This window comes from Micromonospora sp. HM5-17 (genome assembly GCF_003762835.1).
GTDB lineage: Bacteria > Actinomycetota > Actinomycetes > Mycobacteriales > Micromonosporaceae > Plantactinospora.
Genome location: NZ_RJWA01000003.1, coordinates 591,510 through 616,605, shown reverse-complemented (window position 1 = coordinate 616,605; position 25,096 = coordinate 591,510). Strand labels below are relative to the sequence as shown.

The following is a 25,096-nucleotide window of genomic DNA, read 5'->3' as shown; positions in this document are numbered from 1 at the left end:
GTCCGGCCTTCGGCGGGCTACACGGGCTTCCCGCGCTCAGAGAAGTTCATCCGTGATGCCCAGGAGGCCGCCGGAGGTGGAGGCGTTTTCTGCTCCGGTCGGGCCGGTGTCTCCGAGAAGGCCAGAGGTGGTCCCGCGCACCACGTCCCCGACGTCAGCGGTGAGACCACGCACAGCCGAGGTGGCACCCAGGTCGTCGGGGGCAGAGGCATCCGAGGCGTGGAGCGGGCTGACGTCGAGGACGTCCGTGACGCCGTCGACGGTGTCGGTGAGCCCGGCGACCGTGTCGCCCACCCCCAGGGACTCACCGACACCGCCAAGACCTTTCGGTCCGCCCAGCGCGTCGACCAGCCCGGTCACCTGGTCGAGGGTCCCCGTCAGGGTGTCACCGGCGAAGTCGACCACACCCAGCGGGTCGCCCGAGGCGTCGGCCGGAGCGGCGGAGATTTCGAGGCCGTCCGCCGGCTCCGACACCGCCGGCGCCCCGACGGCGGTGTCGGAGGTCTCGTCGCGGTCGACCTCGGCCGGGGTGGCGGCGTCCAGCGAGGTCGACGGGTCGGGGGTCTCGCCGCCGATCCCCAGCCCCGTCAGCCCGGAACCCGCCACCCCGAGGCTCGCCGGCGCGACGGCGGTGATGGCGCCCAGCGCGGCGGTGTTGAGGTCGGGCCCGGTCGGGTGTGGACCGACGGCGAGCTGCTGTGTGACGGTCTGCAACTGGTTGATGACGGCCGCCGGGTCGGGTTGGAACTCCGCCAGCCCGAGGTCGTCGCCGGCGGGCACGAGTGAGCCGAGCCCTTGGACCGGCGCGTAGTCGACCACCAGCGGAATCACGTCCCGCACGTCCGCCACGGTGATGTCGGTGAGGCCCGCCTCCCGTAGGGCGCCCTCGGGGTCGAGCTCGAAGGCCGAACGCGCATCCGGGTTGGTGAGCAGGTTGAGCACGAAGTCGTGCAGTGTCTGGGGCGAACCCATCGTGCCGGTCTCCTCGGACGAGCCGCGGCCCGGATGCCGGCCGAGGCCGACCCGGAGGCGCTGTTCGGATCTGGTGCTCGACCCTAGCCAGCGGCATCCGGGCCAGACATCGGGGAAGGCGCCCGATTCCCGCACCGCCCGCGCTAGGGCCGAATCTGAAATTCTGATTAGGGGCTTAGGGGATTTGCTCCGCAGTAGTTAGGGTCCCGATGGCGGATAGATCTCTGGTACGAAAAGATGACTCCCCTAACAGCCCACCGGGCAATGCCCACCCCGCGCGCCCGCACCCGGCACGACCTGCGCAGACAATGCGCTGCCTCGTGGTGACCACACGTGGTGAAGGACTGATCGGATGCCCTACGTCCTCGGTGTCGACATCGGCAGCACCAGCACCGCCGCCGCTGTCATCCGCCCCCGGGGCTCGACCTGGGAGCACCCCGAGGCCGTTCCGCTCTCCCCCACCGCCCACCCGGTGCCGTCCGTGCTGCTGATGTCGCCGAACCGCGCCCTCACCGTGGCCGATCCGGACGACCAGGACGAACGCGTCGATCCCGGCTGGGTCGCCCGCGGCTTCTTCCGCCGGGTCGGTGACGACGTGCCGCTGCTGGTGGGCGGCGAGCTGTGCCCGGCCCAGGCGCTCACCGCGACGCTGGCGATGTGGGTGGTCGAGCGCGTCGTCGCCCGGGAGGGCGAACGTCCGGACTGGATCGTGCTGAGCCACCCGGCGGGCTGGGGGTCGTACCGCCGGCATCTGCTCCAGGAGGCGCTGTGGGAGGTGGGGCTCACCGAGGTCAGCCTCCTCCCCGGCCCGGTCGCCGTCGCCGCGGCACACGCCGCCGCGGGTCGCGGCGGCCGGACCCTCGCCGTACACACCCTTGGCGGCGACACGTTCGAGCCGGCGGTGGTCGACCGCGCGCAACCACTCGGCTACACGCTACGCGGCGTCCACCCCGAACCCGAGCCGCTCGGCGGAGCCGACTTCGACGACCTCCTGGTCGAACACCTCCGGACCGGGTGGGCCCGGGACCTCTCCGCACTCGCCGACCCGGCGGTACGGTCGGCCCTGGCCGAGCTACGCCGCGAGTGCCGCCGGGCCAAGGTGGAGCTGAGCGGCGCCCGCAGCGTCGAGATCCGCGTCCGGCTGCCCCACCGCGAGCTGCGCCGCAGCGTCACCCGGGCCGAGTTCGAGGGGCTGATCCGCCCCGCCGTCGCCTGGACCGTCGACGAACTGGCCCGGACGGTCCGCGCCCGCGGCCTGCGTCCGGAGGACCTCGACGGCGTCCTGCTGGCCGGCGGCTCGGCCCGGATCCCACTGCTCCGGGACCTGCTCGCCGCCCGGTTTCCGGTGCCGATCGAGACCGGGGCCGACCCGCAGCTCACGGTCGCGCTCGGCGCCGCGGTCGCCGGCAGCCAGATCCTCGACCGACAGCGGGGCAACCGGCCGCCACCCCGCCCGCCGGTGATGCGCCCACCCCGGCCCGGGTTCGGTCGTCCCGACCCGGCGGCCCGGCGGGGGCGCGCCCGGTCCGCACCCGATTCCGACGGCGTCGGCCGGTACGACGACGCCCGGGACCTTTTGCCACCCCGTCCACCAATCCGGATCACCCCGCTGGAGCTGCCGATGCGTGTCCTGTCCCGCCGAGCCGCCGGTCGCGGGTGAGCGTGCCGCCGATGCTCCGGACCGACACCGTTTCCCCACTCGTCCTCGACGAACAGACCGAGGCGTTCCTGGCCCGGGTCGACGCCGACCCCCGAGCCCCGCTCAGCACGGCAGTCCAGGCCGCCGGGGGCCACGGCAAGACCGCCGTGCTCGGCCGGCTGCGCCACAGCTTCCAGCAGGCCGGGATCGCCGTACTCGACCACTGGCGGGACGCCGCCGACCCCGCCGACCCGGGCTGTGCGGTGCTGGTCGACGACGCGCACCTGCTCGACACCGCCTCGCTCGGCGAGCTGTGCCGGCTCGCCGAGGCGGGTCGGGCCCGACTCGTCGTCGCGTTCCGCCCCTGGCCCCGGCCGGCCGGCCTCGCGGACCTGGCCGACCTCCTGCACCGGGGCGGACCGCCGGTGCTGCTCGGGCCGTTCACCGAGCAGCGGACCGCCACGTACCTCGGCCGCGTTCGCGGAACGCCGGTCGCGCCGGCCGTCACCCGGCTGGTGCACGAGCAGACCGGCGGCGTACCCCGGTTCGTCGAATGGCTGGCCCGGGCGTTGCCGGTGGCCGCCGACGGTGCCCAGCGCGAGGCCGGGCCGGCCGGCACCCGGGCCAGCGGCGGCCCGGCGCCAGGGGCGGACCGCGCCGCCGGGCCGCTGCTGGAGATCCCCCGGTCGGTGCTGCTCCAGTTCGTTCCGGAACTGGAGAGCCTGGACCTCGAGGTCCGCCGGCTGCTGCTCGCCCTGGCGGCCGGGGCCGGTGTCCCCACCGACCTGCTCGGCGTGCTGCTGTCCCGCGGCCCCGAGGAGGTGGACCGGCCACTGGCGGCGGCCCGGGCCAGCGGACTGCTCGGCCCGGACGACCGGCTCGCCCCGCTCGTCCGGCGCGCCATCACCACGCTCAGCCCGGCCAGCCAGCGCGCCGCGGTCTGGCGGCGCCTTGCCGAGCTGCAGCTACAGCGCGGCGGCCGGGTCCTGCCGCTGGTCCGGTCGATGATCGACAGCGGTCTCGGCGGTAGTTGCCCGGGTGAGGTCGCCGAGGCCGCCGGCGACGAGGCGTTGGCCGAGGACCCGGCACTCGCGGCCCGCCTCTTCGCCGCCGCCGAGGCGGCGGGGCGGCCGACCGCGGCTCGCCGGGCGACGGCGGCAGCCCTCGCCGCCGACCTGGACTCCGCGCTGCGCCTCGCCGACCGTCTCGTCGCCAGCGCGGAGTCGCCGTACCGGGCCGAGGGGGCGGCGATCGCCGCGACCGCCCTGGTGCACCGGGGCCATCCCGACCGGGCCGTCGAGCTCTACCGCTGGGCGGGTACGCCGTCGTCGCTGGCCTTCGCCGCCCTCGGCGCGGTCGGGACCGGCGAGGTGGCGCAGCTCGACCAGTTGCTCGCCGACCCGCCGGCCGACGGCCCGCCCACGCTGCTGGCCAGCGCCGCGCTGCTGATGGCCCGCGGGCTGCGGGAGACGCTGTCCGGCCCGCCGACCGCCGCACTCTCCACCCTGGTGCAGGCCGCGACGCTGCTGGAGCCGGCCGGACGCGCGGTCCTGCTCCCGGAGAGCCCGGCGGCGCTCGCCGCGCTGGTCGCGCTGCACTGTGGCGAGCTGGACATCGGCGAACGCGTCCTCGACCGCGCGGTCGCCGCCCACCTGGGGGCGGCACTCACCGCCCGCCGGCACCGGCTGCTCCAGACCTGGCTGCTGATGGTGCGCGGCCGGGTCGCCGAGGCCGCGTCCCGGCTGGCCGCGGTGACCGCCGGCAGCACCCCGCTGGAGTCCCGTGACCTGGTCTTCGCGGCCGCACTCGACCTCGGCATAGCCCGGCGCACCAGCGACCTGCCCGGACTGCAACGGGGCTGGCTCCGGGCCCGCGAGGCCGTGGTCCGACACCCGGTGGACCTGTTCACGCTGCTGCCGCTGGGCGAGTTCGCCATCGCCGCCGCCCGGCTGGGCGAGCTGGACCGGCTGACGCCCCACCTCGACGAGGCCCGCGCCCTGCTGGCCCGGCTCGGCGACCCTCCGCTGTGGACGACCCCGCTGCACTGGAATTCCCTGCACGCGGCGATCCTGGCCGACCGCCCGGCGGTGGCGGACGCGCACGTCACGGCCCTGACCGCCGCCGCGGACCACAGCCCGTACGCCGGGGTGCTGGCCGCCGCCGGACAGCGCTGGGTCGAGGTGCTGCGCGGCGAGGTCGATCCGGACCGGGTGGAGGAGGCGGCCCGCGGCCTGCACGGCATCGGGCTGTGCTGGGACGCCGCCCGGCTCGCCGGGCAGGCGGCGATCCGCACCTCCGACCGTCGGGCCATGACGGCGCTGCTGGACTGCGCCCGGATGCTGCAGGGCAGGCCCATCGGCGGGGCCGGCCGGGCGAATGCCGCCGGAGCACCGTCGGTCGGGGACCCGGCCGCGGCCCAGACCGAAGGACAACTCAGTGAACGGGAACGGGAGGTCGCCGAGTTGGTGCTGGGTGGCCTGACGTACAAGCAGATCGGAGACCGGCTCTTCATCTCGGCGAAGACGGTCGAACACCACGTGGCCCGGATGCGGCAGCGGCTCAACTGCGCAAGCCGCGGCGAGCTGCTGGCCCGGCTACGGGCCATCACCGAGGAACGTCCCGCCGGTCAGCCGAACGGGGCGTCCTGGACGCGCGCGCGGGCGGCCCGGTGAGGGCGGCGGTGCGGCGCCGGCTCGACCAGCTCGGCCGGGTGGGACGGCGCCTGACGCGGAAGCCGGACGGAGCGCGCGCCGGCACGGACGGCGTAGCCGAGTCCTCGGCCACCGGCCCGGACGGGGCCGGCCGGCCACCGGGACCACCCTCCACCAGGTCGGACGACCCGGACCGGGCGGCGTCGCCGGTCACGCCCGAGCGGCTCCGGCGGTTCACCGCGGCCGTCCTCGTCGTCCTCACCCTGCTCTGGGGGTACGCCTCCTTCCTGGCCGCCCGGGACGTCCTGGACCTGCTCGCCCTGCGGACGCTCACCGAACGGCTCGGACGACCGACCGAGACGCTCCTGGCCGATCTCCAGGCCGAGCGCCGGCTCAGCCTGGTCGCGCTCGTCGAGCCGGGACGGCACCGCGCCGCCCTGGCGGCGCAGCGGTCCCGCACCGACGCCGCGATCACGGCGCTGCGCCGATTCGTCCAGGACGACGGCCTTCGGCTGCTGACCGCCGGATCGGCCCGGGATCGGGCGGCCGAACTGGTCCGGCGCGCGGAGACCCTGCCGCCGCTCCGCGCCGACGTCGACCGGGGCCGGGCTGACCGGGACGCCGTCGCGACGGCGTACGCCGAGGTCATCGACGCCGGCTTCGCGGTGTACGGGGCACAGTGGACCAGTCGGCACGCCGAGCTGACCGAACAGAGCGACGCGTTCGTGGCCCTGGCGCGGGCGATCGAGCTCCTCGCCCGGGAGGACGCGCTGGTCGCCGGGGCACTCGCCGCCCAGCGGATGACCGAGGCCGACCACGCCGCGTTCGCCGAGCTGGTCGCCGTTCAGCGGTTCGCCCGCGCCGAGGCGGTGGCCGGGCTGCCCCCGTCCGAGCGGGCCGCCTACGACCAGCTGGCGGCCGGCCCGGTCTTCGCCCGGCTCCGCGTCGTGGAGGAGCAGCTGCTCGTCGCCGGGCGGACCGCGTCCACACCGGACACCGTCCCGCCGATCGGCGCCGACGACTGGCGGGCCGCTGTCGAGCCGGCGCTCGCCGAACTCCACGACCTGGTGCGGACCGGGGTCACCCGCAGTGTCGATCACGCCGCGCCCGGCGCCGCCGGCGTCGTCCTCCGGTTCGGCCTGGTCGGTGGCCTCGGCCTCGTCGCGGTGATCGGCACGGTCGCGCTGGCCTTCCGCTCCGCGCGACGGCTCGTCGGCGACCTGCACCGGCTGCGGGCCGAGCACGCGGAGCTGCGGGCGGCCCGGGACGAGCTGGCGGCGCGGGTGGCGGTGCAGGCGGAACGGGCGGCGAAGCTGGCCGCCCAGGCCGGCCAGATGTCGACCCAGCGCCGGGAACTCGCGGCGCAGCGGGAGCGCCTGGAGGCCCAGACCGCGCGGCGGCAGGCCCAGACCGAACGGGCGACGGAACGGGCCGCACAGGTGGCGGCACGGCTGGCGGCGCACCAGCGGGCCCGCGAGGTCTTCGTCCGGCTGACCCGGGAGAACCAGAGCCTGCTGCACCGGCAGATCGGCCTGCTCGACACGCTGGAGCGGCGGGAGACCGACACCGCCGCCCTGGCCGAGCTGTTCCAACTCGACCACCTCGCCACCCGGATCCGCCGCAACGTGGAGCAGTTGATCAGCTTCTCGGGCGGCACCCCGGGCCGGCGCTGGCGCAAGCCCGTGCCCCTGGTGGACGTGGTGCGGGGCGCGGTGGCCGAGGTGTCGGACTACGCCCGGGTACTGGTGGCGCCGACCTGGTCGGGGGAGGTCGCCGGACGCGCCCTGCCCGACCTGGTCCACCTGCTCGCGGAGGTGGTCGAGACGGCGCTGGCCGCGTCGCCGCCGACCACCACCGTACGGGTCAGCGGGGAGGTTCGGGGCGACGCCCAGGCGATCCTGGTCAGCGACGACGGCGTCGGGCGGGGACCCGCCGAACTCCAGACGATCAACGCGCTGATCCAGGGCACACCCACCGACGCTCCGCTGCACGGCCGGGCCGGCCTCTACCTGATCGGCCGGCTTGCCCGGCGGCACGGTGTCACGGTCGAACTCGCCGCCGGACCGCGCGGCGGGACGACCGCCACCGTGCTGGTGCCGGCGACCCTACTGATCCGGCCCGTCGGCGCCGATCCGGTCGCATCGCCCGACACGCCCGACGTTGGGGGTGGCGCACTGGACAGACCGGAGGACAATGGCCCGACAACCATCCCGGTCGATACCGCTGTCGGCCGTCCGGACGCCCCGGCGCCCGCAGGCGAACCGACCGCACTTCCGGTCCGGGTACGCCAGCCCCATCAGGGTCTGGCGGCGGCCGCACCGAACCGGGTCGCCGGCCCGCACCAGAACGGTGCTCCGGCCCACCCCGCCGAACCCGATTGGTCGACGACGATGGAGCTGCCGGTTACTCTGCCGATGCCCGGCGATCACCCCAGCAGCACGGAGAGGACGACAGGTGACGCACGCAGTGGTCACGACGGACAACCTGGTTGAGATACTCGACGAGTTCGTGAACCGTGTCTCGGCCGCCCAGCACGCCGTGGCGCTCTCCCCCGACGGGCTGCTGCTCGCCGTCTCGCATGGGGTGGACCGCGAGGAGGCCGAGCAGCTCTCCAGCATCATCGCCGGGCTGCAGGCGCTGGCCCTGGCCGCCGCCCGGTACTCCGGCCCGGGCGGCGTACGTCAGGTGATCGTGCAGATGCACGGGGCGTTCCTCTTCGTCACCGCGACCCGGGGCGGGGCGATCCTCGCCGTACGGTTCGCCGGCGACGCCGAGGTCGACGCCATGGCGTACGAGGTGGCGCTGGCGGCCTGCCGGGCGAACCTGCACCTGCCGACCTTCCCCGTACCGGCCGACGACGGCCCGGCCGGGGGGTGATCCGGCGTGCACACCGGTCTGGACGGCCGCAGGGAGGACGTGTGGTACGACCAGGACGCCGGGCCGGTGGTGCGGCCGTACGCGGTGACGCGGGGCCGTACCCAGCCGGTCCGGGGCGACTTCGACCTGATCTCCCTCGTGCTGGCACGACGGTCGGCGACACCGCCGCCGGACCTCGGCCCCGAGCAGGCCGCGATCCTCGCCCGGTGTGTACGGCCGCTCTCGGTCGCGGAGATCTCGGCCGAACTGGACCTGCCGGTGGGGACCGTCCGGGTGCTCCTCGGCGACCTGCTGGAGCTGGGGCTGATCGAGAGCCACGCCCCGCCGATCATGGACGCGCCCTCCGACGAGTTGCTGGAGGCCGTACTCGCCGGTCTGCGGGCGCTCTGAGCCACGTGCCCGGGGGACGACGGCGCCCCCGTCCGACGGCGTCACCCGCGCAGTGAAGGGAAGGTAAGTGCAGAAAGTTCGACAACGTCCGCCGCGTACCCTGCCGGTCGCCCTGCTCGACCTGCTACTGGCCGCGGTGGCGGCCGTCCGCGGATCGATCCGGCGGCTGGCCCGGGTGGTGCCGGGCCGACTCGGCGAGCGCCTCCTCGCCGTCGTGGTCGTCGGCACCGCGCTGGGCGTTCTGGTCGGCACCGGCCTCCTCGTCGTCGCGCTGCTGCGGGCCCCGGACCAGCTCGCTCCGCTGGGGGTGGCGGCCCCACCGAGCCCGCCCGCCGAGGCCATCCCCGACGGTGGACCGGAGCCGGCCGGCGCCGCGGCGACGCCCCCCGCCACGTCGCCGCTGCCGCCCACGCCGAAGCGGACCACGGACCCGCCACGCGACACCCGAGAGCCGACGGCACCGCCGCCGGCCTCGCCGGCCGCCCTGGTCGCCAGCTACGCCACCGAGAACGTGACGCTGCTCAACTACACCGTCGCGGTGACGATCAGCAACCCGGGCAGGGGTCCGGTCAGCGACTGGACCCTGGTGATCACGCTGCCCCGGCGGACCCAGGCGGTCGCCCAGGTGGAGGGGGCGGAGACCAGCCGGGACGGGGCCACCTGGACCTTCGTGCCGAGCGCGAAGACCCGCCGGGTGCCGGCCGGTGGCGCGGTGCAGGTGCGATTCCGCGTCGACGGTGCGCTGCTGGACGCCGCCCCCACGGCGTGCACCATCAACGGGGCGCCCTGCCGGCGCGCGCCGGAAGCCGCGGACCACTGATCCGGCGAGGCTCGCCGAGACACCGGAGGGACCCGTACCCGTCGGTGACGCGACCGGCAGGGTCCCTCGGTGCGGGTCCTCGGCGCGGTAGCCCCCGCCTCCTCAGCGGTGGCGCAGCTCGCTCGCCCGCTCCTGCACCTGCCCGCGCAGATCCTGGGCGGAGGTGCGGGCCTCGTCGCGAATCCCGGACGCCTCCTGGCCCGCCCGCGACCGGATCGACTGGGCGGCCTGCTGTACCGGTTCGCGCAGGTTCTCCCGGGTCTGCTGCGCGACCCCGGACGCCTGCTGTTTGATCTGGTCGGCGTGCTCGGACATCCGGTTCCGTAGCTGCCCCACCGCCCGGCGTTCCGGCGGGCTGGGCGGCACCAGGGCCGAGACGAGGACGCCGAGCCCGAACGCCACCAGGCCGGCGGCGAGGGGGTGCCCCTCCGTCTGCTGGCGGGCGCCCTGGCCCACCGCGTGGATCCGCTCGCCCGCCATGGAGGAGGCCGCGGAGAGTCGCGCCTGGGAGGCCTCCCGGGCGTGCCGTATGCCACCCCCGGCGTGCTGGAGCCCCTCCCGAGCCTGCTGTGTGCCCCCCATCGCGCCCTCCCGGGCGTGCTGGGCGGTGCCCATCACGGTGTGACGGGCCTGCTGCGCGCTCCCCATCACCCGCTCCCGGATCCGCTGCCAGATGTCCCGGATCCGGCCGCCCTGCCGCCGCGCGACGCTGCGCGGGTGCACCCGCTCGGTCAGGGCGTTCACGTTGTCGCCCAGGTCGTCCTGGGTGCGCTCGATCTCAGCCCGGATCCGACTCGGCTCGGTACTCATCGTTCTCCCCCCGATTCCCGATGTACCCGGCCCCGGACGGCGGCCGGTGTCCGCCGTACGGACTCGGTCGTCTGTGGCAGGGGACGCAGCCTCTTCGCCTGGCGGCGGGCCACCGAGACCAGCAGGGCGGCGATCAGCGCCCAGGCCACCGCGACGACCAGAGCGGACAGACCCTCGTCGAGCACGTTCTCCAGACCCCACCACGCGGCGTACGACAGGAACAGCAGCACCATCAGCCCACCCAGGGCGGCCCCGCCGAACATGCCGGCGACCCTGGCCGCCGTCCGCATCTCCTGGCGCAGCTCCGCCTTGGCCAGCTGGATCTCCTGACGGACCAGGGTCGAGGTGTCACGGGTGATCGAGGTGATCAGTTCACCGATCGAGGCCTGCGACAGGTCGCGCTCCCGAAACGGCGTCCGGATCGACTCCCGCTCCCGGGTCGAGGTCGACGCCGACTCCCACTCCCGACCGGGGCCCCGACCGTCCGACGCACTCATCGCCGCACCTCGCCCACGCGACCGTCCCCCACCGGCTCGCTGGGCCGCACCTGTTCCATCTCGCCCAGCCGACGCTGGGCGGCATCGGACAGTTGACCGGTCGGCGGTGTGCCGGAGGGCGCCGCCTGCCGCATGCCGTCGGGGTGACCCTCGGCTCCCGCACCGCCCGGCATGCCGCCCCCGCTGCGCGTGAGCCGACCGGCGATGACGCCGGCCAGCGCCGCCCCGGCCAGGAAGATGCCGGGCCGGCGTCGGGCGTACTCGCGTACCTCCTCCAGCACCATGCCGGGTTCCCGCTGGTCCAGCCACTGCGCCGCCTGCTGTACCCGGTCGGCCGCCTGGCGTACCAGATCCGTGGCGAGGCCCGGTTGGTCGGTGCGGTCGGACATCGCCCGCAACTGGTCGCCCAGGCTCCGCAGTCCGTCGGCCGCGCGCTGTTGTTGCGCGCCGGCCTGTTCCCTCAGTTGGGCCGCGGCCTGGCCCATCAGGTTCTGCGCCTGCTGACCGGCCTCCCTGGCGATGCCCCGACCCCGGTCGGCCGCGCTGTGGGCCAACCCGCTGCCCGCCTGGGAGATCCGCTGGCCGGTCTCGGCGGCACCCTGCCGGGCAACCTGGGTTTTCGACCCGTGCCCGTCGCCGGTCGCGCCGGTGCTTGCACTCTGCGTCATCACAAGCCCCTCAGCTCTCCGCGTCGTTCGGTGAAACCACCGACGGCGCTGGCTACCCGACGCAGTACCGGTTATGCCGCCGACACCCGACCGCGAGGCCTCGACCGGTCCCGCCGCCGGGAAACCGGTACGGCCCCGACCGGGAAGTCGGTGAGCCGGGCACCAGCGGGCGGAAAGCCGACGATCCCGACGAACGGCGGGCGGCAGAGAGCACGGTCGTCGGCGCAGGTCACCGCGGCCGAAGGGGCTGGTTAGGTGGGGCTTATCTTACTTAGGTGCCCCTAACCACCTCGCAGACCGCGCCGCCGGGCCGGGCTCCGGCCGGCTCGACCCCGCGTCCGACCGCCAGGCGTACCGCGGTTGTCCTGGCGCTGCTGGCCGCGGTCGCCCTCGCCTGCCTGGCCAGCGTGCTGATCGGCGCCAAGCACGTACCGCCGGGCGAGGCGCTGCGGGCGCTGACCGGCGACCGCGACGGAGACGCGCTGCTCGTGGCCGAGCTGCGCTTCCCGCGTACCCTGCTCGGCCTGCTGGTCGGGGTCGCCCTCGGGGTGGCCGGCACCCTGGCCCAGGAACTGACCCGCAATCCGCTCGGCGATCCCGGGCTGCTCGGCGTCTCGGCCGGCGCCGCGGTCTCGGTCGCCGCCGGTATCGGGGTGCTCGGCCTGACCTCGCCCTACCAGTACGTCTGGTTCGCCTTCCTCGGCGCCACGCTGGCCGGCGTCCTCGTCTACCTGGTCGGCGGCGCGGCCCGGGCCTCGGCCCGCAGCGGCGGGGCGTCACCGGTCAGCCTCGCCCTCGCCGGCGCCGCGGTGACGGCCCTGCTGATGAGCCTCACCCAGGCGCTGGTGCTCCTCGACATCCGCACCCTCGACCAGTACCGGTTCTGGGCGGTCGGCTCGCTCGCCGGCCGCGATGGCGCGCTCGCCGGCCAGCTCAGCCCGTTCGTGCTGGCCGGGCTGCTCCTCACCGCTGTCCTCACCCCGCGGCTGAACGCCCTCGCCCTCGGCGACGACCTCGCCGGTTCCCTCGGGGTACGGGTCGGCACCACCCGGCTCCTCGGTGCCGTCGCGGTCATCGTGCTGACCGGCGCGGCGGTGGCCGCCGCCGGGCCGGTGACCTTCGTCGGGCTGGTCGTCCCGCACCTGGTGCGGTCCTTCACCGGTCCGGACCTGCGCTGGCTGCTCCCCGGCTCCGGCCTGGCCGGCGCGGCCCTGCTGCTCGGCGCCGACACCCTCGGCCGGCTGCTCGACCATCCCGGCGAGGTGCAGGCCGGCGTGGTGACCGCGATGATCGGGGCGCCCTTCCTCATCACGCTGGTCAAGCGCGGCCGGTTCCGGGAGCGGCCCCGATGAGCGTCCACACGGTACGTCCGGCGCCGGACCGGCTCGCCACCCCGGCCCCGGCACGCCGGGTTCGCCGGTACGGGTGGGAACTTCCGCCGTTCGGCGGGCTGGTCCGACCCCGGGCGCTCGGCGTCTTCGCGGCCGTCCTCGGCCTCGCCACCGCCGCGCTGGTCGCCTCGGTCTCGATCGGCCAGTTCGCGATCCCCGTCGACGACGTCGTCCGGGCCCTCACCGGGACCGGTGGGGCGGACGCCACGCTGATCGTCCGCGAACTGCGGCTGCCCCGGGCCCTCACCGCCCTGCTGGTCGGTGTCGCGTTCGGGCTCGCCGGGGCGTTGATGCAGGCGGTGACCCGCAATCCGCTCGCCAGCCCCGACCTGATCGGCATCTCGGCGGGGGCGAGCACCGGCGGCGTGGCCGCGATGCTGATCGGCGGGGCGACCGCGGCGGGGGCGGGCTCGTACCCGACGGTGCCGTTCGGTGCCCTGGCCGGCGCGCTCGTCGCGGCGGCGGTCTGCTACGGGATGGCGTTCCGCGACGGTACGATCACCGGCTTCCGATTCGTGCTGGTCGGGATCGGCGTGCAGGGGGCGCTCACCGCGCTGACCAGTTGGCTGCTGGCCCGTGCCGACATCAACGAGGCGTCCCGGGCGATGGTCTGGCTGACCGGCAGCCTGAACGGGCGCGGATTCGAGCACGCCTGGTGGATGGGGCTGGCCCTGCTCTGCTGCGTCCCGCTGGTGTTGGCGCTGATCCGGCCGTACCAGTTGCTCCAGTACGGCGACGACACGGCCCGGGCGCTCGGGCTGCCGGTGGACCGGGCCCGGATGCTGTTGCTGCTCGCCTCGGTCGTCCTGGCGGCGGTGGCCACCGCGGCGGCCGGTCCGATCGGGTTCGTCGCGTTGGCCGCGCCGCAGGTCGCCCGCCGGCTCACCGGCACCGCGAACCTGCCGCTGCTGACCAGCGGGGCGGTCGGAGCGGCTCTGCTGCTCCTCGCCGACCTGGCGGCCCGGCTGCTGCTCGCGCCGATCGAACTGCCGGTCGGGGTGGTGACCGGGGTGGTCGGGGCGCCGTACCTGATGTGGCTGTTGGTCCGCGCGAACCGGGTTGGCCGGGCGGGCTGAGTGTCGACCGGGGTCGGTGCGCCGGGCGGCGCGACGACCCCGACGTACGGTGGGAGGATGGGATGACCGCGCTGCTCGGGGAGGGGCTCCGGCTGTCCTACGGCGACCGGGTGGTGGCCGAGGGGTTCGACATCGCGCTGCCCGCGGGAAAGGTCAGCGTCCTGGTGGGGCCGAACGCGTGCGGGAAGTCGACGGCGTTGCGGGCGTTGGCCCGGCTGCTCACGCCGACGGCCGGCGCGGTCTACCTCGGTGACGCGCCGATCACCGGCTTCTCGCACCGGGAACTGGCCCGGCGGCTCGCGCTGCTGCCACAGTCTCCGATCGCCCCGGACGGCATCACGGTGCGCGACCTGGTGGCGCGGGGCCGTACGCCGCACCAGCGCTGGTGGCGGCAGTGGTCCCGGGCCGACGAGGAGATCGTGGAGCGGGCCCTGGCCGCCACCGGCACCGCCGAACTGGCCGACCGGAATCTCGACGAGCTCTCCGGCGGTCAGCGGCAGCGGGTCTGGATCGCCCTGGCGCTGGCGCAGGAGACCCCGGTCCTGCTGCTCGACGAGCCGACGACCTATCTGGACCTGGCCTTTCAGGTCGACGTCCTGGAACTGGTCGCCGAGCTGAACGAGCGGAACGGGACGACGGTGGTGATGGTGCTGCACGACCTGAACCAGGCGTGCCGGTACGCCGACCACCTGGTGGCGATGCGGGCCGGCACCGTGATCGCGGCGGGACCGCCGACCGAGGTGGTGACCCCGGAGCTGGTACGCGAGGTGTTCGGCCTGGAGTGCCGGATCATCACCTGCCCGGTGGCCGGGACGCCGATCGTCGTGCCCGAGGGACGGCCGCGCCGCGGTGGGGCCGGGTTTCCCTCGGCGGGGAAGTAAGGCTACCCTAACCTGCGAAGTAGGACAGCCTTACCTTACCCAGAAGCGAGGAACCCACATGTCTCGATTCGCCCGCGGCCGCGGCCTGGCCCTCCGGCTCGCGGCCGGCCTCACCGGGCTGGCCCTGGTCGTCGGGGCCTCCGCCTGCGGCACGTCGAACCCGGCCGGGGACTCCCGCGGCGGCGAGGTCGGGACAGCGGCCGGCTGGCCGCGCACCATCGTCCACGACAAGGGCAGCACCGAGATCAAGGCCAAGCCACAGCGGATCGTGGCGCTGGACAACAGCCTGGTGGAGGCGGTCGTGCTGCTCGGCCGGCCGCTGGTGGGCGGCATCGCCAGCTACCGAAACCTGAAGACGTTCCCGGACTACCTGGGCGACGCGGTCAAGGACACCAAGGACATCGGCCCGCTCGACAACCCGAACCTGGAGCTGATCGCCTCACTCCGCCCCGACCTGATCGTCTCGGCGACCATCCGGCACGACGCGCTGTACGACAAGCTCTCCGCGATCGCCCCGACCGTCTTCGTCAAGACCACCGGCCCGATCTGGAAGGACAACATCACCCTGCTCGGCAAGGCCCTCGGCGAGGAGACCCGGGCCGCGCAGGAACTCGCCCGGTACGAGGCCCGGGCCAAGCAGATCGGTGACGAGATCAACGCGAAGGCCAACAACCCGACCATCTCGGTGGTCCGGTTCGTGGACGGCCCCACCCGGCTGATGGCGCGCGCCTCGTTCATCGGCATCATCCTGGCCGACGCCGGGCTCCGACGGCCGCCCTCCCAGGACAAGGACGAGTTCGCCACCGAGATCAGCGAGGAGCAGATCGAGCTGGCCGACGCCGACCACATCTTCGTCACCACGTACTCCGGTGGCGAGGAGTACAAGCAGCGGTTCGAGGCCAACCCGCTGTGGAAGCGGCTCTCCGCCGTCCAGGCCGGCCGCCTGCACGAGGTCAAGGACGAGCTCTGGATGACCTCCGTCTCGGTGCAGGGCGCCCACTTCGTCCTCGACGACCTCGCCAGCACCTTCCAGGTCGACCCGGCGAAGTAGCGACCACGGGTCGCGACCCGGTGCAGGAGCGACCACCCCGCGCGCCGCGACGCCCTGCCGCGCCCGGCGATCCGGGCGGTGTCCCGTCGGCCCCGCACGACCGCCGGTCGGCGTCGTCGGGTGCGACCCCGGGTACGCCCGGCGTGCTCGCCCGCCCACATCGATCTGACCTCGGTGACCGGTGACGACCGGCCGGTGCTCCGGCCGGCGGAGGAGGTTGTCCGTGCGGCTCTACCTGACCGCGCTCAACCCGACCGACGCGGTACTCGACGGCTTCCTGCCGGCCGCCGCCCGGCTCGGGCTACCGGTGACGGTGCTGACCGACCAGCCCGCCGCCTGGCCCGAGCGCCCCGGGGTCACGGTCGTCGGCGCCGACGTCCGGGACGTCCGGGCAGTCCTGGACGTGGTGCAGTCGGGCGAACCACCGATGGCGGTGCTCTCCAACAGCGACCATCTGCAGACCCCCACCGCCCTGGTCGCGGAGTATCTCGGCCTGCCCGGCAAGGACTGGCGGGCCGCCCTGCGGAGCAAGGACAAGCGCCTCACCCGGCGTACCCTCGCCGACGCCGGCCTGGACACGGTGGCGGCGGTCGCGCTCGGCCCGGACGACGACCCCGACCGGGCCGCCGGCGTGCCGTTCCCGGCGGTGGTCAAGCCACGGGAGGGCGTGGCGAGCGAGGACGTCTACCTGGTGGAGAGCCCGGCCGAGCTGCGCCGCCGGATCGGCGAGATCCGGGACCGCCGGCCCGGCCTGCCCCTGCTGGTCGAGGAGTACCTGCCGGGCGAGCTGCATACCCTGGAGACCCTCGGCGACGGTCGCGAACTGGCCGTCGTCGGCGGCTGGCGGACCGGCCTCGGCTCGCCGCCGACATTCGTCGAGGCGAGCCTCGACTGGGCCCCGGACCTGCCCCGACCGGTACGCGACCAGGTGCTGGCCCAGCTCGCCGCGCTCGGTGTCGGCTTCGGCGCCTGCCACACCGAGTTCGTCGTCGCCGACGGCCGGGCCCGGATCATCGAGGTCAACTACCGGCTGATCGGCGACCGGATGGACCTCGTCCTCGCCGAGCTCCTCGACGTCCCGCTCTTCGAGTACGTCATCCAGGTGCACGCCGGCGCGCCGCTGCCGGCGCTGCCCGACCCCGGGTCGGTGGACCGGCACGCCCGGGTCGAGTACGTCTGCGCCGACCGCCCCGGCACGCTGGTGGCCGCCCCGGACCGACTCGACGCGGTCGCCCCGGACGGCACCCGGCTCGGCATCCGACCGCTCCGACCGCTCGGGGTGACCGCCCCACTGACCGGCACCAACCGCGACTACCTGGCGGCGCTGCACGCCATCGGCCCGGATGCCACGGCCGTCGCCCGCGCCCTCCGCGACCTCCGGGCCGCCCACCGCTGGGAGATCCGCGGATGACCGTGGACGACGCGGAACGGGTCGTCTTCCGGCGGGTGCTCGACGCACTGCTCCGGGAGGACCACCTCGGACTGTCCCGCAACGGACGCCTGACCGAGCCGGGCTGGTGGCTGACCCACACCCCGACCGCGACGCTGCGGATCCCGGTCGAGCCGGACGGCTTCCAGCACGCCGTCCGGAGCTCCCGACCCGAGGTCGTGGTGCTCGACCGGTCCGCCGGCCCCCAGCCCGACGGCGCCGAGCCGGACCACCGGCGCCCCGGCGATGCCGCACCCGGGACCGGCGCATCGGACGACCGGCCCGTCGACCCCGAGCCGGACAGCGCCGGGACGGCCGACCGGCAGGACCGTGCCGGGGCGGGCGACCGCCCGGGTCGGCGGGTCCGCACCCTCGACGGGCTCCTCGACCTGCTGACCCCGGTCGGCGACCCGGAGGCCGAGGCCGGGTGGGCGGAGTTCCGGGCCGAGTGCCGGGACGACCTGATCGCCCGGCGGCTCGCCGCCCGGACCGCGTCCCGGGTCCACGCCGAGATCGTCGCCGGCCGCCCGGCGCACCCGGACGGGATGGCGGGAGCGCTGCGCGACGACGTCCTCGCCGCGCGGCTCGATCATCCGGTCTATCCGACCAGCCGCTGCCGACACGGCCTCACCGAGGCGGAACTGCTCCGGTACGCCCCGGAGCACGCCCCGACCTTCGCGCTGCGCTGGTCACCGGTGCCCCGTACCGCGCTCGCGCTGACCGGGCCGCTGCCGTCCTGGTGGCCCGCGGCCCCGACCCCCGACCGCGTACTGCTGCCGGTGCACCCGGTCACCGCCGCCCGCCGGGGCATGCCGGTGGCCGCCGACGTGCCCGAGATCGCCGTCCGGCCGACGTTGTCGATGCGGACGGTGGCGCTGGCGCATGCCCCGGAGGTCCGCCTGAAGCTGCCGTTGGCCACCGCCACCCTCGGCGCCCGCAACGTCCGGACGATCGCCCCCGGCACGCTGGATGACGGGGCCACGATGCACCGCCTGCTGACCGGTATCGCCGCCGCGGAACCGGCGTTCGCCGGCCGGATCCTGCACGCCGACGAGAGCGTCCACGGACACGTCGACGACGCTCGGGCCTTCCTGCTCCGCCGCTTCCCGGCCGAGCTGGCCGGCTGTCGGGTGGTGCCGGTCGCCGCCCTGGCCGCCACCGACCCGACGGCCGGTACGGTCGCCCAGCGCGTCGGCGGCCGGGACCCGTGGCCGTTGCTGGCGTCCTACCTGGACCTGCTGCTCGACTGGCACGGCTACCTCTGGCTGCGGCACGGCATCGCGCTGGAGGCGCACCAGCAGAACCTGCACCTGGTGCTCGACCCGACCGACCGGGACGGCGCGCGGCTCCGGCTGCTCTACCAGGACAACGACGGGGCCCGGCTGGTCCAGCGCCCCGGGCCGACGCTGCGCGACGGGCGGATGTGGGTCACCGACCCGGGGGAGCTGGCCGACGTCTTCACCACGATCACCCTGCACCTCGCCGCGGCGGCGCCACTACGCGACCTCGCGGCACGGGGAATGCCGCTGCCGTCGCCGGGCGCGGCGCTGCGCCCCCGGCTGGTCGCCACCCGGGACCGCTGGGCCGGCGGATCCCCCGGGGTCGCGGGCTGGGACGTCGATGCCGCCGCCCGGATGCTCACCGCGCGGATCCTGGACGCCGACCACCTGCCGATCAAGGCGATGGTCACCGCCGGGACGCTGCTGCCGAAGTCGCGTACCGGCTGCGCCGACGTCAACAAGTACTACCTGCGTACCGGGCCCAACTACCTCCGGCCGGGCCGATGACCGCCGCCGTCTCCTCCGCCGCCGACCTCGCCAGCGCGCACACCCTGCTCGGCTGCGTCGCCCGGGAGGTCGCCGGCCCGGAGCACCGGGTCGAGCTCGCCGACGGGTACGCGCTGGTACGGCTCGCCCACAGCGACGTCCTGCTGCGCTGCGCGGTGGCCCGGGTCTCGACGGTCGGCGCCCACCGGTACACCGGGCCGGTGCAGCGGCGCTCCGGCGGGACCTGGACGCCGGTCGACACGGTCGACCTGGCCCGGCTGGTCGCCACCGAGCTGACCATGCGTACCGGGGCCGCCAACGAGGAGTTCGTCGGGCAGGTCACCGCCAGCCGGGACGCGCTGGAGCGGATCCTGGCGCTCCGTCCGCCCGCGGACCCGGCACCGACCGGGGACGCCGCGATCGACGCGTACGTGGCGTCGGAGCAGTCCCTGGTGTACGGGCACCCCCGGCACCCGGCGCCGAAGTGGCGCAGCGGCGACGTCGCGGACTGGAACGCGTACGCCCCGGAGCTGCGGACCAGCCTGCGGCTGCGCTGGATCGGCGTACCGCGGTCACTGGTCGCCGAGGCCGGACCCGTCGACGAGCTGGTCGCCCGGCTCGAACCACCCGCCCCGCCCGCCGGGCACGTGGCGCTGCCGGTGCACCCGTGGCAGTTCACGCTGACCGGACCGCTCGATCCCCGGCTGCGCGACCTCGGCGTCGGCGGCGTACCGCTCCGCCCGACGGCGAGCGTCCGCACCCTGTACGCCCCCGCCGCCGACCTCTTCGTCAAGACCAGCCTGCACGTCCGGATCACCAACTGCCTGCGGAAGAACGCCCGGTACGAGCTGACCGGCGCGGTGGCGCTGACCCGGCTCCTCGGCACGCTGCCGCTGCCGCCCGGGGTGGCGCTGCTGCCGGAGCCGGCGTACCGGACCGTCGGTGAGCCGGGGCCGGACGAGACGTACGGGGTGATCCTGCGCGGCGGACTCCGCCCACACCTCGCCCCCGGCGAGACGCCGTTGCTCGCCGCCGCCCTGGCCGCCGGGCCGCTGGCGGTCCCCGACCCGGTCGGCTGGTGGACCGCCTACGTCCGGCTGCTGGTGCCGGCGGTGCTCGACCTCTGGTGGCGGTACGGGGTGGTACACGAGACCCACCTGCAGAACGTGGTCGTGGTGCTCGACGCCGACCGGCGGCCCGTCCGGATGCTGTTGCGCGACCTGGAAGGGGTCAAGCTCGACCGGCGCCGTCGGGCCGACTGGCTGGCCGGGCTGCCGGCGGAGGTCGGGTACGGGCCCGAGCGGGCATTCCAGCGGATCGCCTACTGCCTCTTCGTCAACCACCTGGTCGAGCTGGCCGGGGCGCTCGCCGACGCCCGTTCGGGGGTCGAGTCGACGCTCTGGGCGGTGCTGCGCGAGGTGGTGGCCGAGACGTCGGCCCGGCTCGGCGACCCGCCGCCGCTGCGCGCCCTGCTCGCCGGGGCGCCGTTGCCGGCCAAGGCGAACCTGCTGTTGCGCTGGCGGCGCGCCGCCGACCGGCACGCCGAGTACCTGCCGTTTCCCAACCCGATCGGAGGACGCCGGTGAGCGACGGGCCCCGGCCGAGGTACCACTACGACCTGGCCGACCTGGCGCGGCACGCCGCGGCGGTCCGGGCCGCGCTGCCGGCCGGTGTCGAGCTGCTGTACGCGATGAAGGCGAACCCCGACCCGGAGATCCTGCGGACCCTGGCGCCGTACGTCTCCGGCTTCGAGGTGGCCAGCGGCGGGGAGCTACGGCACCTGGCCAAGGTTCTGCCGGGCACCACCCCGGCCGCGTTCGGCGGACCGGGCAAGACGGACGCCGAGCTCGCCGCCGGTCTCGCCGCCGGGGTACGCCGGTTCCACGTCGAGTCCCCGACCGAGCTGCGCCGGCTCGCCCTGCTCGCCACCGCCCGGCAGCGGGTCGCCGACGTCCTGCTCCGGGTCAACCTGCCCGTGCCGGCCGACTCCGCGCCGGTGCTCGGGGCCGCGAGCCTGGTGATGGGCGGCCGGCCGAGCCCGTTCGGGATGTCGCCGGAACAGGCCCGGGAGTGTGCCGCCCTCAACCTGCCCGGAGTCCGGATCCGGGGGGTGCACGCCCACCTGGGCAGCGGCCTGGCCGCGCCGGAGGCGGCCCGGGTGGCACGGGCGGTCGTGGCGTGGGCGGTCGAGGCGCTCGACGCCGCCGAGGTGAACGTCGGCGGCGGGATGGCGGTCGACTACGCCGACCCGGCCGCCCGGTTCGACTGGCCGGCGTACGGCGCCGCCCTGGGCGAGCTGTGCGTCGAGTACCCGGGGCGGGTGCTGCGCATCGAGCCGGGCCGCGCCCTGACCGTCTACTGTGGCTGGTACGTCACCGAGGTGCTGGACGTGAAGGCGTCCGGTGACGAGTGGTTCGTGGTGGTGGCCGGCGGCACGCACCACCTGCGTACCCCGGCGGCGAAGCAGCACTCCCAGCCGTTCACCGTGCTGCCGCGCGCGCGGTGGGACCGGCCCTACCCCCGGCCGGCGACCGGCCCGGGGCCGGTGACCATCGTCGGGCAGCTCTGCACCCCGAAGGACGTCCTGGCCCGGGTACCGGCCGACCGCCCGCTCGCCGGCACCGCGACACGCCGGATCGCGGTCGGCGACCGGATCGCGTTCGGCATGGCCGGGGCGTACGCCTGGAACATCAGCCACCGCGACTTCCTGCTGCACGACCCACCCGAGTTCCGGTACGACAACCCGGTTAGCGGCTCCGACGATCCGGTGGGCGGCGTACGCGGGTGACCACGGACGCGCGCCGGCTCGGCCTGGTCGTCACCGGCCGGCGAATCGGGCGGCGGCCCTGCCGGACGCGGCCGGGGACGGCCGGCCAGGGATGGTCGGCCCAGGACGGGGTATCGCACCCGGGTGAACCGTTCAACCCTGCTCAAGACGGGCCTGGCCACCGCGGTCACCGCCGCCGCGGGCGCGGTCGCCACCAACCCCGACTCCGCCTGGTACCGGTCGCTGGACAAGCCCCGGTGGCAGCCGCCCCGGGCGGCGTTCCCGGTCGTGTGGACCCCGCTCTACGCGCTGGTCGCCCTCGCCGGCGCCCGGGCGCTGGACGCCAGCGCCGAGGCCGACCGGCGCCGCCGCCTCCGGTACGCGTACGGGGTCGACCTCGTCCTGAACGCCGGCTGGTCGGCGCTGTTCTTCCGGGTCCGGCGCCCGCTGCTGGCCCTGGCCGGGATCGTCGCGCTGAACGCGGCCAACGTCGACCTCGCCCGCCGGGCCTGGCGGGCCGACCGGCTGGCCGGGGTGGCGCTGCTGCCGTACCTGGCCTGGACCGGTTTCGCCACCGCGCTGAACGCCGCGATCGCGGCCCGCAACCCGGGCCGCTGACCCCGCCCCGTCACCGGCGAGCCTGCCCGGCCCGCCAGGACCCGGCTCCGACATCACCGACTCGGACCAGCCGCGGTCCTCTCGGCGGCGGCGAGGGCCAACCGCTGCCGATCGTGGTCAGTGTCGGATGTCCGGGCCGGTCGGTGGTGACGCCGTCTGGTCTCGCGCCGTCTGGAGGCAACGCGGCCTCCCGTCCGTGACTGCGGCAAGTGCCTGCTCGAGGCTCGCCCACACGTACGGCCGAAGCAGGTCGGCCGCCTGCTCGGGTGTCCAGAACCGGAAGTCGCTGATCTCCTCGTCGAGAATTCGCAGCCTGGGGATCTGCTCGCGACCGAGGACTCCTCCATCGAAGATGAACATGAGGCTGTCGTCCCACGGGCCGTGCGCGGCGACCCAGTTCACGACGAGCATGGTCCGCAGCCGTACGTGGAGTCCCAGTTCCTCCCATAGCTCCCGCTCGGCGGCACGGTGTGGCGCCTCGTTGGCCTCGGCCATGCCGGGGGAGATCCCAGTCGGGCTTGTAGCTCGGGTCGACCAGCAAGACTCTTCCCCGCTCGTCCCGGATGAGGACGTCAGCACCGACACGCTTTCGTGCCTGCCTGGCGTTGCCCTCGGCGAGGTACCTGTGCCAAGCGGCGCGGTCGCGTTCGTAAAGGGGAATGTCGTCACTCGGCCTGGCGGTCAGGATGTTGCCGACACCTCGTGGACCACGGCTGCGGTGGCGATCCATGTCCGGTCCCGGATCGCCTCGGAGAGCCGGGCAGCTGTGTCCGAAACTCCGGTAACCCGGTGGAGATGGGGTCCGAGGAGGACGTTGACATGGTGTAGATGCTCCAGGAGCAGGGCCGAACCGAGGTTCGTGGTGGCTTCCAGCGCCTCGTCCACCAGGGCGCACGCCTGGTCGACCCGCCCCTGGCCGAGCAACGCCACAGCGAGCATGAGCTGTGCGAGGGCACGACTCCGTATCCGGCTCGCGTCTCGGTACACGAGTGCCTGATCCAGCCAGGTGACCGCCGTCGGATGGTCGCCAATGCGTAGGAAACACCAGGCCGCCTCGGACGCGAACGATGCCGCGTCGAAAGGGCTCGGCCACGGTAACCCATCTCCACCGCCGTTGGTGAACTCCCGCTCCGCTTCCGCTGTCACCGCGACGGCCCCGGCCGGATCTCCCGATGCCGCCAGGCCACACGCACGCATGATGAGCAACCGAGCCGCAAGTGGCCCATGTGGTGGGCCGCTCCGGAGGTGTCGTAGCCGGTCTCGGCGTGGGCCAGAGCCTCCGCGCCGTTGCCCCGCAGCCGCGCCACGTGGCTCAGGCTCGCGTAACTCTGGGCGGTCAGCTGGGTGTCACCGCTGGCCGCCGCGAGTCTCCCGGCCCGTGTCATGTGCCGCTGGGCGGCCTCCTTGGAGCCGCTGTCCAGCGCCATCCACCCCGCCATCTCGCCGCGCAGGGCAACGCGGTGGGCGTACGAGCGGCTGGTCCTCGCCGGGCGGCTCGCCGACCCGCCGTGCCAGGGCTACACCCCGGAGGGGTAGGTCTCCAGCTCACCGGGGGCGACCGACGCGGGCAGCGGATGCAGCGCGGTGGTGTGGTCGCACCAGACGAAGGCGTCGTACCGGTCGCCGAGCCGGGTCGGGACGTAGTTGCCCCACGCCTCGAACGACGGGTCGTACACCACCCCGATCGCCCGGTGGTCCGCCTCCTCGACGAGCCAGTCCGGCTTGTCACCGTGGGAGAGGATCAGCAGGGCCCGGTCGGGCAGCAGGGTGTGCAGCCGCTCCTCCAGCGAGCCGGCCCGGGCCGGTGGCACCGCCATCACCTCGTACGGCGCGCCCCAGCGGTCCGCGGCGACGACGGTCCCCTCGTAGCTGCCGAAGCCGACCAGCACCACGTTCCCGGCCCCGTACCGCTCCCGGGCGAGCTGGCCGATGTTGACCATGCCGTCGGGCGCCATGTCGGTGGCCCGGGCATCGCCGACGTGGGTGTTGTGCGCCCAGATGACCGCCCTCGCCTCCGCGCCGTACCGCTCCAGCAGCCGGTCCAGGGTGTCGGCCATGTGGGTGTCCCGGACGTTCCACGACCGCGGTCCACCGCCGACCATCGCCCGGTAGTACTTCTCCGCCCCGGCGACGACCTCCGCGTTCTGCCATGCGGAGAAGGCGTCGGCGCCGTCCCGCGCGGCCCGCTCGCGCATCCGCGCCAGCAGGCGTACGACCTCGTCCTCACACCGGGCCGAGACGAAGCGGCTGGCCACGCCGTACTCCTCGATCCGGCTGCCGTACGGCTCGAAGCAGCGGTACGCCTCCTGGGCCGCCTCCAGCGACGCCGGGTCCTCCTCGCCCAGGTAGTCGAGGATGGCCTGCATCGACTCCCAGAGGCTGTAGACGTCGAGCCCGTGGAATCCGACCCGCTCCGGCTCCGGCCGGTTCAGGTTCCACGCGCGCAGCCAACGGCAGAAGCGGGCGACCTCGGCGTTCGCCCACATCCAGGTCGGCCACCGGTCGAAGCGTTCCAGGGCGGTCTGCGGGTCGGCGTCGCCGCCCGGCGCGGCGGTCACCGACCGGTGCACCAGGTCGCAGTCCGGCCAGTCCCCCTCCACCGCCACGAACGAGAAGCCACACTCGGCGACGAGGCGCCGGGTGATCTGTTCCCGGATCCGGTAGTAGTCGTACGTCCCGTGGCTGGCCTCGCCCAGCATCACCACTCGAGCCGATCCGATCCGCTCCAGCAGCGGATCGAAGTCGCTCGGCGCGCCGAGCCGATGAACCAGCATGCCCAGGGCTACCCGGCGC

23 protein-coding genes are annotated in these 25,096 nt (G+C 74.9%); 15 read left to right on the top strand and 8 right to left on the bottom strand.

The features are described from left to right. Window positions 1-36 precede the first annotated feature (36 nt). A complete protein-coding gene (locus EF879_RS27215) occupies window positions 37-972 on the bottom strand; it encodes an IniB N-terminal domain-containing protein (protein WP_158624157.1) in 936 nt (311 codons plus the stop codon). 352 nt (window positions 973-1,324) lie between these two features. Between EF879_RS27215 and EF879_RS12215 the strand changes: the two genes are divergently transcribed. The 6 genes from EF879_RS12215 to EF879_RS12190 all read left to right on the top strand — a co-directional run bounded on the left by EF879_RS12215 (window position 1,325) and on the right by EF879_RS12190 (window position 9,349). Continuing rightward, window positions 1,325-2,632, top strand: coding sequence for an Hsp70 family protein (locus EF879_RS12215; RefSeq protein WP_123557897.1), 1,308 nt, complete (start codon window positions 1,325-1,327; stop codon window positions 2,630-2,632). Window positions 2,633-2,643: 11 nt separating this feature from the next. After that, window positions 2,644-5,283, top strand: a complete 2,640-nt coding sequence (locus tag EF879_RS12210; RefSeq protein WP_123558423.1) for a helix-turn-helix transcriptional regulator — start codon at window positions 2,644-2,646, stop codon at window positions 5,281-5,283. Continuing rightward, complete coding sequence (locus EF879_RS28085; RefSeq protein WP_123557895.1) at window positions 5,280-7,754, top strand: nitrate- and nitrite sensing domain-containing protein; 2,475 nt, start codon at window positions 5,280-5,282, stop codon at window positions 7,752-7,754. Before EF879_RS12210 ends, EF879_RS28085 begins: the two co-directional genes overlap by 4 nt. Beyond that, window positions 7,717-8,139 (top strand): roadblock/LC7 domain-containing protein, encoded by a 423-nt coding sequence (locus EF879_RS28080; protein WP_233604397.1) that lies wholly within the window; start codon window positions 7,717-7,719, stop codon window positions 8,137-8,139. Before EF879_RS28085 ends, EF879_RS28080 begins: the two co-directional genes overlap by 38 nt. Before the next feature lie 6 nt (window positions 8,140-8,145). Next, window positions 8,146-8,529 (top strand): DUF742 domain-containing protein, encoded by a 384-nt coding sequence (locus EF879_RS12195; RefSeq protein WP_233604396.1) that lies wholly within the window; start codon window positions 8,146-8,148, stop codon window positions 8,527-8,529. A 67-nt stretch (window positions 8,530-8,596) separates the two neighbouring features. Further along, window positions 8,597-9,349 (top strand): cellulose binding domain-containing protein, encoded by a 753-nt coding sequence (locus tag EF879_RS12190; RefSeq protein ID WP_123557891.1) that lies wholly within the window; start codon window positions 8,597-8,599, stop codon window positions 9,347-9,349. Window positions 9,350-9,451: 102 nt separating this feature from the next. Here EF879_RS12190 and EF879_RS12185 read toward each other — a convergent pair whose 3' ends face one another. The 3 genes from EF879_RS12185 to EF879_RS12175 are packed head-to-tail and all read right to left on the bottom strand — an operon-like array spanning window position 9,452 to window position 11,324. Then, window positions 9,452-10,159, bottom strand: a complete 708-nt coding sequence (locus EF879_RS12185) for a DUF3618 domain-containing protein (protein WP_123557889.1) — start codon at window positions 10,157-10,159, stop codon at window positions 9,452-9,454. Beyond that, window positions 10,156-10,656 carry a phage holin family protein gene (locus tag EF879_RS12180; protein ID WP_123557886.1) on the bottom strand — a complete coding sequence of 167 codons (501 nt, stop codon included), beginning with the start codon at window positions 10,654-10,656 and terminating at the stop codon, window positions 10,156-10,158. Before EF879_RS12180 ends, EF879_RS12185 begins: the two co-directional genes overlap by 4 nt. Beyond that, window positions 10,653-11,324, bottom strand: a complete 672-nt coding sequence (locus tag EF879_RS12175) for a hypothetical protein (RefSeq protein WP_123557884.1) — start codon at window positions 11,322-11,324, stop codon at window positions 10,653-10,655. The genes EF879_RS12180 and EF879_RS12175 overlap by 4 nt, the downstream gene beginning before the upstream one ends. A 275-nt stretch (window positions 11,325-11,599) precedes the next feature. Between EF879_RS12175 and EF879_RS12170 the strand changes: the two genes are divergently transcribed. From EF879_RS12170 to EF879_RS12130, 9 genes are all read left to right on the top strand, one after another. Continuing rightward, window positions 11,600-12,676, top strand: a complete 1,077-nt coding sequence (locus EF879_RS12170) for an iron ABC transporter permease (RefSeq protein WP_123557882.1) — start codon at window positions 11,600-11,602, stop codon at window positions 12,674-12,676. After that, window positions 12,673-13,791, top strand: a complete 1,119-nt coding sequence (locus EF879_RS12165; RefSeq protein ID WP_123557880.1) for an iron chelate uptake ABC transporter family permease subunit — start codon at window positions 12,673-12,675, stop codon at window positions 13,789-13,791. The genes EF879_RS12170 and EF879_RS12165 overlap by 4 nt, the downstream gene beginning before the upstream one ends. A gap of 62 nt (window positions 13,792-13,853) precedes the next feature. Next, a complete protein-coding gene (locus EF879_RS12160) occupies window positions 13,854-14,672 on the top strand; it encodes an ABC transporter ATP-binding protein (RefSeq protein WP_123557878.1) in 819 nt (272 codons plus the stop codon). 58 nt (window positions 14,673-14,730) lie between these two features. Further along, window positions 14,731-15,723: an ABC transporter substrate-binding protein gene (locus EF879_RS12155; RefSeq protein WP_123557876.1), complete on the top strand. Its 993-nt coding sequence runs from the start codon at window positions 14,731-14,733 to the stop codon at window positions 15,721-15,723. 223 nt (window positions 15,724-15,946) lie between these two features. After that, on the top strand, window positions 15,947-17,134 hold the full coding sequence (locus tag EF879_RS12150) for an acetyl-CoA carboxylase biotin carboxylase subunit family protein (protein WP_123557874.1): 1,188 nt from the start codon (window positions 15,947-15,949) through the stop codon (window positions 17,132-17,134). Continuing rightward, entirely contained in the window at window positions 17,131-18,939 is a 1,809-nt protein-coding gene (locus EF879_RS12145; protein ID WP_233604395.1) for an IucA/IucC family siderophore biosynthesis protein, read from the top strand. The genes EF879_RS12150 and EF879_RS12145 overlap by 4 nt, the downstream gene beginning before the upstream one ends. Window positions 18,940-19,349: 410 nt before the next feature. After that, window positions 19,350-20,504, top strand: a complete 1,155-nt coding sequence (locus EF879_RS12140) for an IucA/IucC family siderophore biosynthesis protein (protein WP_370375493.1) — start codon at window positions 19,350-19,352, stop codon at window positions 20,502-20,504. After that, entirely contained in the window at window positions 20,501-21,706 is a 1,206-nt protein-coding gene (locus tag EF879_RS12135; protein ID WP_123557870.1) for a type III PLP-dependent enzyme, read from the top strand. Before EF879_RS12140 ends, EF879_RS12135 begins: the two co-directional genes overlap by 4 nt. 123 nt (window positions 21,707-21,829) lie before the next feature. Further along, window positions 21,830-22,303 carry a TspO/MBR family protein gene (locus EF879_RS12130; protein ID WP_123557868.1) on the top strand — a complete coding sequence of 158 codons (474 nt, stop codon included), beginning with the start codon at window positions 21,830-21,832 and terminating at the stop codon, window positions 22,301-22,303. A 117-nt stretch (window positions 22,304-22,420) separates the two neighbouring features. Here EF879_RS12130 and EF879_RS27605 read toward each other — a convergent pair whose 3' ends face one another. The 4 genes from EF879_RS27605 to EF879_RS12110 form a co-directional block, all read right to left on the bottom strand. Beyond that, window positions 22,421-22,798, bottom strand: a complete 378-nt coding sequence (locus EF879_RS27605; RefSeq protein ID WP_233604394.1) for an NUDIX domain-containing protein — start codon at window positions 22,796-22,798, stop codon at window positions 22,421-22,423. 186 nt (window positions 22,799-22,984) lie between these two features. Then, window positions 22,985-23,242 carry a hypothetical protein gene (locus EF879_RS26975; RefSeq protein WP_148086415.1) on the bottom strand — a complete coding sequence of 86 codons (258 nt, stop codon included), beginning with the start codon at window positions 23,240-23,242 and terminating at the stop codon, window positions 22,985-22,987. A gap of 203 nt (window positions 23,243-23,445) precedes the next feature. Then, entirely contained in the window at window positions 23,446-23,730 is a 285-nt protein-coding gene (locus tag EF879_RS12115; protein ID WP_148086414.1) for a hypothetical protein, read from the bottom strand. 90 nt (window positions 23,731-23,820) lie between these two features. Further along, the gene (locus EF879_RS12110) at window positions 23,821-25,077 is read right to left on the bottom strand and encodes an erythromycin esterase family protein (protein WP_123557863.1); all 1,257 of its coding nucleotides are present in this window, start codon (window positions 25,075-25,077) and stop codon (window positions 23,821-23,823) included. Window positions 25,078-25,096: the final 19 nt, after the last annotated feature.

Excerpts from the sequence above, each read along its gene's own strand:
- EF879_RS27215 (WP_158624157.1), bottom strand. The coding sequence starts at position 972 with ATGGGTTCGCCCCAGACACTGCACGACTTCGTGCTCAACCTGCTCACC.
- EF879_RS12215 (WP_123557897.1), top strand. The coding sequence starts at position 1,325 with ATGCCCTACGTCCTCGGTGTCGACATCGGCAGCACCAGCACCGCCGCC.
- EF879_RS12210 (WP_123558423.1), top strand. The coding sequence starts at position 2,644 with ATGCTCCGGACCGACACCGTTTCCCCACTCGTCCTCGACGAACAGACC.
- EF879_RS12185 (WP_123557889.1), bottom strand. The coding sequence starts at position 10,159 with ATGAGTACCGAGCCGAGTCGGATCCGGGCTGAGATCGAGCGCACCCAG.
- EF879_RS12180 (WP_123557886.1), bottom strand. The coding sequence starts at position 10,656 with ATGAGTGCGTCGGACGGTCGGGGCCCCGGTCGGGAGTGGGAGTCGGCG.
- EF879_RS12175 (WP_123557884.1), bottom strand. The coding sequence starts at position 11,324 with ATGACGCAGAGTGCAAGCACCGGCGCGACCGGCGACGGGCACGGGTCG.
- EF879_RS12165 (WP_123557880.1), top strand. The coding sequence starts at position 12,673 with ATGAGCGTCCACACGGTACGTCCGGCGCCGGACCGGCTCGCCACCCCG.
- EF879_RS12160 (WP_123557878.1), top strand. The coding sequence starts at position 13,854 with ATGACCGCGCTGCTCGGGGAGGGGCTCCGGCTGTCCTACGGCGACCGG.
- EF879_RS12155 (WP_123557876.1), top strand. The coding sequence starts at position 14,731 with ATGTCTCGATTCGCCCGCGGCCGCGGCCTGGCCCTCCGGCTCGCGGCC.
- EF879_RS12145 (WP_233604395.1), top strand. The coding sequence starts at position 17,131 with ATGACCGTGGACGACGCGGAACGGGTCGTCTTCCGGCGGGTGCTCGAC.
- EF879_RS27605 (WP_233604394.1), bottom strand. The coding sequence starts at position 22,798 with ATGGCCGAGGCCAACGAGGCGCCACACCGTGCCGCCGAGCGGGAGCTA.
- EF879_RS26975 (WP_148086415.1), bottom strand. The coding sequence starts at position 23,242 with ATGCTCGCTGTGGCGTTGCTCGGCCAGGGGCGGGTCGACCAGGCGTGC.
- EF879_RS12115 (WP_148086414.1), bottom strand. The coding sequence starts at position 23,730 with ATGGCGCTGGACAGCGGCTCCAAGGAGGCCGCCCAGCGGCACATGACA.
- EF879_RS12110 (WP_123557863.1), bottom strand. The coding sequence starts at position 25,077 with ATGCTGGTTCATCGGCTCGGCGCGCCGAGCGACTTCGATCCGCTGCTG.